Origin of the sequence: Mycetohabitans sp. B2 (assembly GCF_021733735.1) — a bacterium.
GTDB lineage: Bacteria > Pseudomonadota > Gammaproteobacteria > Burkholderiales > Burkholderiaceae > Mycetohabitans > Mycetohabitans rhizoxinica.
Window position 1 is genome coordinate 89053 of record NZ_JAHKSP010000082.1, and the last position, 13841, is coordinate 102893.

General features: G+C 56.7%; 9 protein-coding genes. 2 read left to right on the forward strand and 7 right to left on the reverse strand.

Annotated features, from left to right (window positions below; translation table 11 throughout):
- Position 1 precedes the first annotated feature (1 nt).
- The 4 genes from KPG66_RS16485 to KPG66_RS16500 all read right to left on the reverse strand — a co-directional run bounded on the left by KPG66_RS16485 (position 2) and on the right by KPG66_RS16500 (position 5608).
- Positions 2-484, reverse strand: coding sequence for a hypothetical protein (locus KPG66_RS16485; RefSeq protein WP_232509417.1), 483 nt, complete (start codon positions 482-484; stop codon positions 2-4).
- A gap of 119 nt (positions 485-603) precedes the next feature.
- Entirely contained in the window at positions 604-1653 is a 1050-nt protein-coding gene (tdh, locus tag KPG66_RS16490; protein WP_237071551.1) for an L-threonine 3-dehydrogenase, read from the reverse strand.
- A gap of 9 nt (positions 1654-1662) precedes the next feature.
- Positions 1663-2862 carry a glycine C-acetyltransferase gene (locus KPG66_RS16495; protein ID WP_237071552.1) on the reverse strand — a complete coding sequence of 400 codons (1200 nt, stop codon included), beginning with the start codon at positions 2860-2862 and terminating at the stop codon, positions 1663-1665.
- Between the two features lie 1576 nt (positions 2863-4438).
- Positions 4439-5608, reverse strand: coding sequence for a DNA-binding protein (locus tag KPG66_RS16500; protein ID WP_237071553.1), 1170 nt, complete (start codon positions 5606-5608; stop codon positions 4439-4441).
- Positions 5609-7496: 1888 nt separating this feature from the next.
- Here KPG66_RS16500 and KPG66_RS16505 point away from each other — a divergent pair.
- Positions 7497-8843, forward strand: a complete 1347-nt coding sequence (locus tag KPG66_RS16505; protein WP_237071554.1) for a replication initiation protein — start codon at positions 7497-7499, stop codon at positions 8841-8843.
- A 38-nt stretch (positions 8844-8881) separates the two neighbouring features.
- On the opposite strand, the gene KPG66_RS16510 is transcribed toward KPG66_RS16505, so the two are convergent.
- A complete protein-coding gene (locus KPG66_RS16510) occupies positions 8882-9985 on the reverse strand; it encodes a ParB/RepB/Spo0J family partition protein (RefSeq protein ID WP_237071555.1) in 1104 nt (367 codons plus the stop codon).
- A 23-nt stretch (positions 9986-10008) separates the two neighbouring features.
- On the reverse strand, positions 10009-10668 hold the full coding sequence (parA, locus tag KPG66_RS16515) for a ParA family partition ATPase (protein WP_013429001.1): 660 nt from the start codon (positions 10666-10668) through the stop codon (positions 10009-10011).
- Between the two features lie 1095 nt (positions 10669-11763).
- Here parA and arsC point away from each other — a divergent pair.
- A complete protein-coding gene (arsC, locus tag KPG66_RS16520; RefSeq protein ID WP_013429002.1) occupies positions 11764-12120 on the forward strand; it encodes an arsenate reductase (glutaredoxin) in 357 nt (118 codons plus the stop codon).
- 426 nt (positions 12121-12546) lie between these two features.
- Here arsC and KPG66_RS16525 read toward each other — a convergent pair whose 3' ends face one another.
- Positions 12547-13680, reverse strand: a complete 1134-nt coding sequence (locus KPG66_RS16525) for an AGE family epimerase/isomerase (RefSeq protein ID WP_013429003.1) — start codon at positions 13678-13680, stop codon at positions 12547-12549.
- Positions 13681-13841: the final 161 nt, after the last annotated feature.

Below are 13841 nucleotides of genomic sequence, written 5' to 3' on the forward strand. Positions count from 1 at the left end.
TTCAATCGACACGGATCTTTACTTGAAACCCCACGGTGAACGGCAGCTTCTCCGACGGTATCGGCGGGATCAGGATGAAATTCGTGCCAACACGCTTGTAATTCGTCATGAGCACGGGGGCGAGAACCGGCCCGACGGTCCGATTATGTCCCATTCCCCAACGGCCGTAGTTGTACCCGGAAATCACGCCACCCATCGCGGCAACCCGGAACCATCCCCAATGGACACACTCCGGCGCCCATATGGCGCCGCCGTAGAACGACGGACGCCGAATCGAATTGCGGAAGTACCCTGCCGTCGCACCCCACTGTGGCGAGAAGTAACACTCAACGCCGATCCCCGGATTGAACGGCTCGAAGTGCTTCGACGGATCGGGATCAATATGGTACGAGCCCAGCATCGCATCGACCCATACACCATGGTCACACCAGCCGGCGTGGGCACGCGGCACCCCGAACCCGGATATCGCTATGTACAATACCATTAGGCTGACGTGCACGCGCGCGTCACGATGCTGAAGCATCGTTCGAATAGGCATGCTTTCTCCAAAGGCAGGCCAGAGCCGGGAAACGCGCACTTTACCGCATCCAGCGAGACATCGATTCACACGCCCCGCAGCATCGACGACGCTGTCCAATCTAGGATAACCTTGCCGCTGTGTCCGGACAACATCGCATCAAAACCACTGCGGTATTCCTCCACGGGAAAGCGGTGCGTAATGATCGGTGACAGGTCCAGCCCGCTTTGCAGCATCGCGACCATCTTGTACCAGGTCTCGAACATTTCGCGTCCGTATATCCCCTTAATCTCCAGTCCTTTGAAAATCACATGGTTCCAATCGATCGCGGTGCGTGCCGGCGGGATGCCAAGCAGGGCGATCTTGCCACCGTGATTCATATGCTCCAGCATCGATACGAACGCGCTCGGCGCGCCCGACATCTCAAGTCCGACGTCAAACCCTTCGGTCATGCCAAGTTCGCGCATAACCTGCGTCAATGATTCGTGCGACACGTTGACAGCACGGCTTGCGCCCATCTTCATGGCAAGCTCAAGCCGGTACTCATTGACGTCCGTGATCACGATATTGCGGGCACCGACATGACGGGCGATTGCTGCGGCCATGGCGCCGATCGGCCCTGCACCGGTAATCAGCACGTCCTCACCGACAAGGTTAAAAGTCAACGCCGTATGCACCGCATTGCCAAACGGATCGAAGATCGCGGCTAACTCGTCATCGATGTCATCCGGTATCTTGAAGGCATTAAAAGCCGGAATCGCCAGATAGTCGGCAAACGCACCTGCGCGGTTTACGCCGACCCCGATCGTATTACGACACAGGTGACGCCGACCGGCGCGGCAGTTCCGGCAGAAACCGCAAGTGATATGGCCCTCACCGGAGACCCGGTCGCCCACCTTAAATCCTCGCACTTCTTGCCCGATGGCGACGATTTCGCCGACGTATTCATGACCGACGTGCATCGGAACCGGGATGGTTTTGCTCGCCCACTCGTCCCACTTCCAGATATGAAGGTCGGTGCCGCAGATCGCTGTCTTGCCGATGCGGATCAACACGTCGTTATGCCCGATCTCCGGTTTTTTCACTCTGGTCAATGTCAGGCCTGGTCCCGCTTCCAGCTTCGCCAGCGCACGCATGGGCGTTCCTCAAATGACATTTAGTGCTCGGCCAACGCGCTCGAACGCATCGACAGCCGCCTCGATCTGCTCCGGCGTGTGCGCGGCGCTCATCTGGGTACGAATCCTCGCCCGCCCTTTCGGCACCACCGGATACGAAAACCCGGTTACATATACCCCTTGAGCCAGCAATGCCTCGGCCATCCGACCGGCGAGTTGCGCATCGCCCAGCATGACCGGGATGATGGGGTGCTCACCCGGAATCAACGTAAAGTCCAGCGAACTCATTGCGCGGCGGAACTGGGCGCCGTTCTCGCGAACGCGCCGGCGTAATGCCGCCCCTTCGTCGCTGCGCAGCAATTCCAGCACGGTGAGCGAGGCATAGGCGATGCTGGGCGCGAGCGTATTGGAGAACAAGTAGGGCCGCGAGCGTTGTCGCAACAACTCGACGATTGGCGCACGGGCCGCGACGTATCCGCCGGATGCACCGCCCAGCGCCTTGCCGAGCGTCCCGGTGACGATGTCCACCCGGTCCTGCACACCACAGTGTTCGGGCGTGCCCCGTCCGTGCTCCCCAATGAAGCCCACAGCGTGTGAGTCATCGACCATGACCAGCGCGCCGTAACGGTCCGCCATATCGCAGATCGCCTTCAAGTCCGCGATGATCCCATCCATGGAGAATACGCCATCGGTCGCAATCAGCTTGAACCGCGCACCAGCCGCGTCGGCGGCCTGCAACTGCGCTTGCAGGTCGTCAATGTTGTTGTTCCGATACCGAAAGCGCTTGGCCTTGCATAACCGTATGCCGTCGATGATGCTCGCATGGTTTAGTTCGTCACTGATGACCGCGTCGTCCTCCGTTAACAGCGTCTCGAACAATCCGCCGTTTGCGTCGAAGCAACTGGAGTAAAGAATGGCATCGTCGGTATGCAGGAACGAAGCCAGGGCCGCTTCGAGTTGTTTGTGAACCGATTGGGTCCCACAAATGAAACGTACCGACGCCATGCCGAACCCATCCCGGTCCAATCCATCTTTCGCCGACTTCACGATCCGTGGGTCATCGGCGAGGCCCAGATAATTGTTCGCACAGAAGTTCAACACCTGAGCACCGTCCGCCAGCGCAATGCTCGATGATTGTGGCGAGGCAATCACGCGCTCCGACTTATAAAATCCATCTGCGCGGATCTGCTCCAGCACAGTGCGCACGTGCGAGAGATATGCGTCGTTCATGAACACTCCTGAGGTGGGATAACGCGTGATGCCGATGCAAGCCGCAGCGCGTAGCCTGCTCGTATCCAGGCATTCTGGCTTGCTGAACTGATTCAAATATCGAATTCGTGTTCGATATAGGGAACAATTTACTCCACCGAGGCATCCGCGACAAGTTCCGGCCCACGCTCGCCAGTACGCCATACCATCCCGCGCAAACGGTCGGCAAGCGCGCGGAGCGACGATGGTGTCACGCCTCCTTGTGTCAGCGCCCACATTCAGCGATTGCGCAACGAACGCAAAATGACGCTCGAGGAGTTGTCCCGCGCGGGGGATATCGAAGTCGATGCTGTCCGACATCAAATGCAATAAAGCCAATCTCACGATCGCGTTGGCCCGGCACTTGACCAATGCACTCGGCGTCAACCTGGTTTGCCTGTTTGCATCGGCAAGCCATGATGTGGACCCGATACAGGCCACCGGCCCACGACATCCCGAGGCTGCCCGGCGGACAGAGCGCGCGCCATTCGCAACGCAGGCAAGGGTGAAGCCACGGCGCTGTTAGTCAGCATACACCCATAACGACGGCAACGTGGGCTCCATTTACGTCGGCGAGCCATGATCATGGCTCGCCGATAAAGCCTCCCCTTCTCCCGTAAATTCTCACCTTAGCGGTAGAAGCCGCATTCGCGCCGACTGCTCCATCTCTTCAAAAATTAGCTATTCGATATAAACTTGAGGCCAGTAATCGTTGGCATATCTCCGATTTTTGCATGGGATTGTGCTATTTGCGCCGCTATTAACGTCCATGTTGCTGTTTTTCTCCGGGCAAATCGTGCGCATAAGCACGATTTGCCCAACCTCGCCACGCACGGCAGAGGCCATTTTCTAGTAATGCAGATAGATTCCGGTACTGAACAGCCGGTTGTTACGCAACACTCCAAGGGTTGTCGATGTGTGAACACCGACGTGTTGAAGGGATGGGCTCTAGCTAGCGGCTATTTGCCAATCCCCTCTCGTTTTGCTGATTACCGCAGAGAAGAAGATATCCGCGACGTGAAACGAATTACCTGGGCTTTGCTATAGGTCCCGAAAACCTTCACCTTTGTTTATGTAGGCAACAGCGCGATGACAAGGAATCGTCAACCGCAAGCGCAGATGCAGAGGCGACGTGCTCAGACCCGACACACAGTCGAACGAGAATACGTTGTCGAGCACGTTCGGCGAACAAACCGAATGGCGCAGCAGCACAGCAGGCTACAGCTCCCCGTGTCGGCTCTCGAGCTGATCCTGTAAAAGCTCACCTTTTAGCCCCCGAAGATCCTCACCGTCGTTTTCAGCTAAAGCTCCCTCATCGATGTCCCGTAAAATCTCACCTTATCTTCCGAAAACGCTCGCCTCATAAGTTATCCGGCGCTGCAATGCCCTTTTACGGCTTGCCCAGGTGCGCGCACGGCCGCCCACAGCGCACCGAAGGATAGCTCCCGAAAAACCTCACCTTTGAGTGCAGTGTGACGCCTTGCGGCAACGCATCGCTCCGGCCTAGCTGTGTCGCAAGCCGTCAGGCTGGCAGTGTTGCAAGCCGCTTGTTCCACGTTTAGCCTGATAGCGATGGCGAGACTGCAGCCGCAAATCGGTTATAGGCGGACAGCCGAGAAGGGGCTTCGCCGGAGGTGCGCTCGCACGCTGGACATTGCAATTCGAAGCGTCCATCGTGCTCATACAGTTCAAGCTCCGCATCGCCGCATGCCGCACATGTCGATGGCAATGCGACGTAACCGTCAACAGCGGTACCAATCGACGCAATTTCCTCAGGGGTGAGACGGCCAGCCAGCGCCAGGTCGGCAACCAATTTGCCAAGTGCCGACGGTACGCCGGCTTGCACGCGGAATTGCTCTATTTGCCGACTTAACCGGTCAACTTCGTCTGATTTTGTATCCAGCTGGTTTTGCAGCGTGTCGGCACGCGCCTTGATTGCCGCTAGTTGCTGGACATGCTCGAATTCCTTACGACTTTGCTCGCGCAAGCCGGCTTGGTACGAAGACGCGGCTGAACGTAGTGCGTCCAGTTCGACCAGCAACGGCTTGACTCGGCGCTCGGCGTTTGCGATGGCGTCCTTGATCTCGGCCGCGTAGTGTTCAGTGCGAGCCTTCAACTCAGTCTGTAGCGACTCGACTTTGTCGCGTAACGTTGAAATCTCTGCCTCGCTATCCGCCAACCGGCCTTCCAACACGACGACTTGTTCGTGTGCACGCTTAGCCATGGCCCGTTCGGTCGCCAGCCGCTCGGCCGATTCTCCTTCTTTGAGCGCTGCACCAGTCCATGCGTCATGGTGCCGTTGCAATTCGGCACGGGCATGCTCATACAACAGTTGCGCATCCCGGACTTTTTGCTCTGCTGCGGCGATAGTTTGTTGCATCCCAATCCGTTCTTGCGCGAGCTCGTCCCGTGCTGTGGCAAGTGCGGCATCGTAAAGACCGCGAAGCAGTTCGCCGGCGGTGCTGTGCAGCGCTGGTGGGAGTACACCGGCGTCGATCCGCACCTTCGACATGTCGCGTACTCGTTCCCAGAAAAACTCGATATCTTTCGGAATATCACTGGCGCTACCGACACCGGTCAATTCTCGGACGTTGGCCAGTGTTGGACGGACCGCGTGGTCGAAAAACAGACGTTTGCACGCATGCAGCGACAATTCGCGACGCCGAGTGCCTTGCGCTTTCAGGTTCTCCAGCTCGTCCCGTATTAACTGCTTGTCTTCGTCATTCATCGGAGCAGCCCAGTATGATCAATTGTATCAAGCATAACAAATTACGTAATTTTTGCTACTAATTTGTTCACTGAGCGTTGCCCTTCCTGTCATGAGGCTCGATCACGATATTTTGGGTCAACGGTTCTAGGATCGGCGTGAAACATTAATCGAAGCTGTCAGAAATAACTTTAGCTTCCAACTACTTGGCGCATCCTGAGGAACTTTACTTAATGTTTCACGAGCACGGCCAGTATCATTAGTCAAGCTCATTGATCCCGTTGTGTATCCCCGAGGTTCTGACCAGCCAAAGAGAGGAGATGTAGCATTTGCTACTTTCTTGGTAGTACCGGTGCAAACAGTCATCGCCACACGTTGTACCCAAGACTGTTTTTTTCAGGGTCTCGCGGGTTGCTAGAGTCAGTTAACAAGAACACGTAGAAGTATCTTTAAAAACGTTAACGCCGGCTCAAACCCTTGTCCAGCATGGCTTTCCGGACACCAAGGTGAGAGTTTTCGGGAGCTTAGGTGAGACCTCCCGGGATGCCACGGTGATGGGGTTCGGGGAGTCTGGTGAGAAGTGACGGGAAACATCGTGAGCGGATTCGGGGGCGGATCGTGCGGCCCTGATGGCTGTAGGTGAGTTTTTTCGGGAGGATACCCACGCGGACCCCCAGCCAGTAAAGCGTTGACGTGCTGGGATATTGGGCTGGCAGACAATATGGTGAGCTTTTTCGGGAGGTGGTGTTCGGCGCGCGAAGCTGTCTTCCATTGCTCAATTATTGTGCATGGTGAAGTTTTTCGGGACTCGAGCGTTTACTAAGGTGAGTCAATACGGGAGTAGACATAAGGTGAACGGCGCGCTGCGTATCGTGGCGCTGCAAAGGTGAGGGTTTTCGGGAGCGATGGTTTTCCCCTTGCACACGATGGCTCGCCTCTGGGTGGCATGGAGGCGCATTGAGCGGGACTTTCAGCGTGAATATTTCGCTCAATTGAGCGTGGTGGCACCGTTAGGTGAGCCTTTTCGGGAGCCAGATTGCAGGTGAGATAGGCCGTTCATTGGGTTTTGCCAGGCAACAAGGTGAGATTTTACGGGATTAGCTGGCGTGAGCATACGATGCCATTTGGCCGTTTCATTATGCAGTGTGAGCAGTCACTTTCCGTAAAGTTGTTGATTTATAAGGAATTCTGAGAGCAGAATTATCGCCGTTATGCTACGAAGGTGAGCTTTTTCGGGGCCTCGGGGCAGAAGGAGGGGCGTCGCGGCCGGACTTGACGCTGCTCAATGCGTCGTGCGAAGGGTGAGATTTTTCGGGACTCATAGTGCGTGGTCCTGAAGTCGCATGCAGTTTTAACGGATCAGTACCCCCTTTTCGAGGGCTGTGACAAGCGTTTTTGGCGTGTTATATGGCCAATGCAGGACTGTGGTGGCTTTGCCTTCAACAAAGGTGAGCGTTTTCGGGAGCCCCTGACGCACAATAAGAGTGCGTTGTTCTGCTCATCCCACGTCAGCCGGGCGGAGATCGCCGCGCAATGGTGAGAGTTTTCAGGAAAGGCCTGCAATCAACCCTGGCTTATCTGCGATCGTAATAAAAATTGCTTTAAGGACAAGGACATGCAACCCATCTCAGCCAGCGTATGAATTTCGCGACAGGTTAAAGGTGAGGCTTTTCAGGACTCAATTTTTAGGGTTCGTAGCGGGGGTGGCGGTTAGGCATACGCCTGCAGCCCCGACTACAAGGGGTGCCCACCGTGTCAGTCCGGTCTTTAAAGGTGAGAATCTTCGGGGGCATATCGCGGTGAGGTAGGTATTTTCGCGACACCTCACCCATCAGGGGTGAGACGATGGATGTAGACGGCTCTCACCATAGCGGGTATTCTTCAAGCAACCACTGTCCGGACCTGACACATGGCCACCCGCGTTGCAAAGAAGAAGACCGATGTCGTCAGCCCGAATTCCTCGGAGTTGCGTAAGGCCGTCGAAGCCATTGCGATTCAGCCCAAGAGCGGCAAGATTACCTTGCTGACTCGCAAGCTGTTCAATGTGCTGTTGGCTGTCGCGCAACAGGCCGATGAGTCGGGCGACACCTATCGGGCGTTGCTTTCAGATATCGTCGCGAATTCTGCGTTCGATTCTAATGACACGGCGCTGGTCAAGGAACATTTACGTCGGATGGTATCAGTGCAGGTCGAATGGAGCACCGGGACATCGAGCCAGAAACCGGGGCGTAAGTGGGGCATCTCAACGTTGATCGCGGACGCCGAAATTCTCGAGGATGCAACTACCCGGCGCGTATGGGTTGAGTTTTCGTTCGCGCCGAAGATCAAGAAGAAGCTTCTCGACCCGGTCCAGTATGCCCGCTTGAGCCTGCAATTCCAAAGCCAACTGCGTAGCAGTGCCGGGCTGGCGCTGTATGAGATTTGCGTACGCTATTTGACCAATCCGAGTCATCTTACGATGCGTGAGCCGTGGCAGTGGTGGCGTCCCATCCTATCCGGAACACCGGACTCGGAGGCTGGCGATGAAGCCAAGCGTGAATACAAGTATTTCAAGCGCGATTATCTGCGGCCCGCCATCGCGGAAGTGAATGCGGTAACCAATATCAATGTCGAATTGATCGAGCATCGTGAAGGGCGGCGTGTATCGGAAATCCAGTTTCGGGTAGCGGAGCGTAAACAACCGATGCTAGCGCTCGATGAACATCCAAACGTGTTTGACAGCACGCTGGTCGATCGCATGGTCAAGCTTGGGATTCCGTTGAAAGAGGCGCAGACGTTGTACGCCGACAGTGAAGAGAACCGCATTCGCGCCGCGTTGCAAATGACCGAGCAACGGATGCGCAGTACGACGCTGCCTGCGGTGCGCAGTGCTGCGGCGCTATTCAAGGACGCACTGAAGAAGGGCTACGCGCCGCCGGTCGAGGAAATTCCAGCGTTGCAAGACAAGAAGGTTGCTGGGAAGGAGGATCCAAGGGCCCGGCTAATGGCAGAATATGCTGCGTATCGTCGTAAACAGGCGCGTGAGCTTTATGACGAGCAGGATGACGCCGGGCGGGATTTCGCCCGGAAATCATTCGAGGACGAAGCGTTGCCGGGTCTGGGCGCTCACCTGCGGGACGAATGGCGTAAGCGTGGCATTGCATCGAAGATCGCCGAGACGGCCTTTTTTGATTGGCTGGCGTTGAAAACGTGGGGCGAGCCGACGGATGGTGACCTGCTCGCGTTCACGTTGAACCATGCACGCGCCGTGGCATGATCGGCTTGCGAGACGTTGCCGATGGCGCGTGCGGGATATTACGCGTCAGCGGTGTTGGCGCCGCGGCCGTCGATATCCGAGGTTTTCGGCATCAATAGCGCTTCGATTTGCGCTAACAATTCGTCACGCTTTTCCCGTGCCAGTCCCTTCAGCTTCAACTCGAGGCGATCGTCACCATACGACTTTAGGTCGCCAAGCGTCGCCCCGCCGACTTTGATCTCCAGCCGTTGCGCGTAGCGCTGCCGGCGCAGCGGCTTAGATGCGTCGCTAGACACTGCTCTGCCCTTGACGATATCGGCGACTTGCCGGGTACTGAGGTCGTCGGCGACGATCTTGTTAATCAACCGAAGCGTGGCATCCGTACCCTTTGCGGAATGATATCGGGCAACTTGGTACGCCATGTTGGAGCCAAACCGATCCGGTCTAGCCACCATTTCCTGCATGACGGCTTCCGGGAGTTTTGCGATGCCTAATGCGACGGCAACCGTCGACTCATCAATGCCGAGGTGTTCGGCAAGTTCGCGTTGACTTTGGAAGTGCTGCTCATCGAGAAAGCGCCGCCATACGATTGCGTTGTCGAAGACTGTTTGCGAGTCCCGCTGGACGTTCAAATCATAGCCGAGCTTATAACTCTCGATGCCAATGGGCAAGTCTACGACGATTGCCCTGACATTTTCCTTGTTGGCTTCTTTCAGTGCTCGCACGCGGCGACCACCGTCGCTGACAAAGAAGGTGCCGGGGTTTTGATGATCCGGAATGACGTGAATAGCTTGCTGCTGCCCTTGCTTGGCAAGATTCACGGCAAGTTCGGCAATCGATGACTTCAGGTAGAAATGGCGCGGATTGAAGGGACTGGGTTTGATGGCTTTTAGCGGAAGCTCAATGACCTGTCCCGGCGTGTATCCATTTGCGGTGCGCCAAGCCCGATACGCCGCCGATTCGTTAGTGTTTGGGGTGACGGCTCCGGACGGATCGGGCGCCCCGTTCTTTTTAGCGATCGCGACCGGTTCGGACGTATCAGGGCTACCTGGTTGCTTGACCCACGTGTCAATCGCGTTGAGACGCTCCAGTGCTGTTCGTTTTTCGCTGGTCGTCGTATCCGGCCGTGCCTGGAAGCCTCGGGCGAGTTGAGAGGATTTCATACGGCTCCTTTATGCGCATAAAGTCACTGCAATAGCGCCGCGATCTCATCGGCGCAGGCTCGGATCTCGGCGCTTGCCAGCTTGGCGCCACGGTCCGACATTTGTAGAACGGTCTGTCCCAACGCCATCGCCTGCTTGTAGCACTCGCGGGTAGGGATCTGGGTTTTCAGAAGTGGGAGACCTAGCTCCTCAAGCGCGCGCTTCAATTCGCGTGTCAGCATTCGTTTCTCTTCGGTCTTGTTGAGGAGAAAGACAGCTTTCAAATCTTCGTTCATTGTCTGCGCTTGCTGGATTAGCTTAACCAGACCAACGCTCGACCAATAGTCGGCCGGCGACGACGACGTTGGCACAACCGCAATGCTAGCCGCCAGTAGTACGACGCCGGAGACCTTCTCTGTAATCGACGGCGGGCAATCCACAATGATGAGATCGTAGTCGTTGACGAATTTCTTGATTTCTCTATGAATCTGGCCCCCTGCCTCTGCCAAATTCACAATTGGGAACGGAATGCTTGACTCTTCACTGGCGGCGCTGGACCAGTGGACCAATGTATTTTGTCCGTCCGCGTCGACGACCAAGACTTTCTTTTTTCTTTCGTGGAACGCTGCGCCAAGATGCATTGCGATCGTGCTCTTGCCGACGCCCCCCTTCTGCTGAGTAACCGCAATGATTTCGGCTGCCACTCGTTACTCCCTTAGATAAACTTTAAGAAGTATATCGGAAATTACGATTGAAAATCCATAGCCCATTCGGAGTATGTCACTCAGCTGAGACTTTATGCGCATAAATTAGGACGGGGGCCTCGGCGGCGCACGGGTGAAAGCGTGTGCTGCTTCCGTGGTGGTCGATACAGAGTACGGCGCTGACGTAACCGCATCTAGCGGCAGGGTGCGAGTAACAGTGACATCGGCAACGGTTTGTCTGAGTGTTTTACGAACGGTGTCGCGTGGTTTCCGATGGTTGCGCTATACGAAAGCCAATGGGCCGGAGTCGCGCGGTCTGCAAATCAGCCTAGTCTTCTATCAACAGCTTCTCATCGACAGTGAACGTTGTGCCGCTTGGAGGATGTGAGGTGACAGCCTAGCGGCAAGGATTTCAGACTCGATGCTTGATAATTCTCTCTTCGCCGCGACGAAGACCTCGTAAGCCTTGTTCGAACGTTATTTCCAGTATGCAGGAGGTGCCGCAGAGAGGGCCACGCCACGGTTAGGCCAGTGTCGCCTGCGTGAATCATAGGCATGTTCGGCGGAACTTAGGCGTATATTGTGGCGCAGCGCAGCTAAGTTAACGTTTTGGCGAGGCGCTTTGAGTGGGAGGTGTACTAGCGTGCAACGCCGAAGGTCTGTGCTGGTCACAAAAGCAGACGAAATGGCTGACGGCTGCCGCAGTACTTTCCCGCGCGCAGACTTTATGCGCATAAAGGTTTGCTTCCTCCGTTGATTCGACGCCTCCATAGCTCCGTAACGGTTGGCAGCTCATCGCTGTCGCTATTAGTCAGGGATTTGATGTAGCAGGAACTTGATACAGTATTATCGCTTTACTATAGACCGGCCACCTCCCACGCGTCATCGATTGGTTCAACGCCACAAGTCTCCGTGATTGTTTCTTTTTGTTTAATTATAACAATCTAGATTTTTTATCGAAATTGTATGTTACTGCTGGCGTAGCGGATAAGTATTGGCAATAGCACGATGCTTTACGAGCGTGCCTGCACGCCACAGTGCCACGCGGCACAATGATGCCCTTCATTCTCTCCTCATATTGCGACCGAGGTACCCATGATTACGATTTACCATCACCCCCGTTGTTCAAAATCACGCGCTGCCTACGCCTTGCTGATCGACGAGTTGGCAGGGCGCGAGGAGGTCCGGACGGTCGAATATTTGAAAACTCCTCCTACACTCGACGAATTGAAACAGCTGCATGCATTGTTGGGTGTACCGGTGCGCAAAATGATCCGGGACAACGAGTCGGCCTTCGCTGAACTTGGACTGGGCGATACCTCACTTTCTGAGGACGCGCTTCTCAAGGCTGTTTCCGAGCATCCGGTATTGTTGCAACGCCCGATCGTTGTTCGCGATTCTCGGGCTGTGATCGGACGGCCACCCGAGCAGATCGCCACACTGTTCGATTAAGCGGCGCCAGCCTTGAGCGAGCGACTAAATCTACGGGCGATCGTTGAGCGGGCGGCTCGCCATGCGCCTATCGACTGGCACAGCGAGACGGACGCGCAACACGCAGGTGCCGGCGGTGAATGTACTGTTTGGTGGCCAGTGGCTGTAGGTGGGTGGGAGAGACGACCGGATTTGCTCGCGTGGCGAGTTGGACGGACGACAGGTGGCCGTTTGCCGAAAATTTGTTTGTGAAGCAATAATCGAATGGCCGCTGCGGCGACGAGGCACGGCCATCGAGTGGTGTATTGACAAGCTTGTCAGTGACCTCGCTCGTCATGTTCACAATGTTGTCGCTTCAAGCAGGCGGTAGACCGATCGATAAGGTGCGCATGGAAGCACACCATCGCTGGGGGCCCCGTTCGGCAAAGGATAGCGAATGAACTGGCGTCACGGCCCCTCTTGCAAGCGGGCAACCGCATGGTACATCGTCGCCATGTGGTAGGGCGTCGTTGATGGCATGTCCGCGCGCACCACGGCGCCGTCCTGAGCAATCAATTCTATCCAGCCGTAGTCGCGCAAGAAGCGCTGCTTGAAACGGCCGAGCTGCGTCTTCAGTGGCACATGCGCATCTTGTACGTCGCTGGTGCTGCGCAGCGCTTGCGATGTGGCCAGCGCGCGGGCGAATTCGGTTTGCGCCCACAACCGCTCGTTTGGCTCGGTTACATGGCCATGCTCGTCCAGCGCAGCACACACCCCGCCGGTGACAGGCGACACACCGTGCCGAAGCGAGAACACATAGGCCGAGCCGAGCCAATTGGGCAGGTCGCTGCATCCAAAGACATCCGGCGCACTCGACGCGAGATAGAACCATTCGAACTGGTGTCCGGGTTCGATGCGCACGGCGTCGCAGCCGATCGGCAACTCCGCGATGCAGCCGGTCGGGCGATGCACGAATGTCGCGATCATTTGTTCCGCGATACGCTGCAGCGCATCGGAAAACCACGCGTCGCGCTGCACGTCACGGGCGGATAAGTAGGCTTCGGCTAAGTGCATGATCGGGTTCTGCCGCGGGCCGGTGACGATTGTTCGAAAGTCGGCGGACAGCACCGCGTTGTACAGGCCGGCGTCGGTCGCGAAGCGCGTCTCAATCACGTGCAGCGTCGCTTCGAGTAGATCCAGTGCCTCTCGGTTGCCCCGGTGCCGGAAATATTCCGCGCAACCGAACACGATGAACGCATGCGTGTACAGATCTTTTTGCGTCTCCTGCGGCGCGCCTTGTGCATCGATGCTGTAGTGCCAGCCGCCATGTGTCGCATCCATGAACCGGCTGCGCAGCGATTCGAATAGGCGGTCTGCGTGATCGTGCCAGCCAGCTGCGCTGAACACGTAGAGCTGGCGCGCACATGCCATTGCCCGGTAGCGCGTGGGCGGCAACGCGGGCTGTCCCGGCGGCGCAATCACGTCATAGGGCAGGCCTAGAGTGTCATTGAAGCCCCAGCTGGTCCACAACGGCAAAATCACGCTGGCCAGGTGCTGTTGCAACTCGTCGATGGTTGCGCTGGCGTAGTTTGGCTGGTTCATGCAACAGGCTTTTTTCCGGGAACGGCTGGGACGCGAGTGTACCGCAACTGATGCCCCGCTGCGCTGTCGGCGTGGCGATGTAGCGCGTACCTGTCGCGTCCGGCCGGGAGCCTGCTATGCTAGCGGGCCCGGCATCGCCGGAGTCCGACTCGTCCCACGGG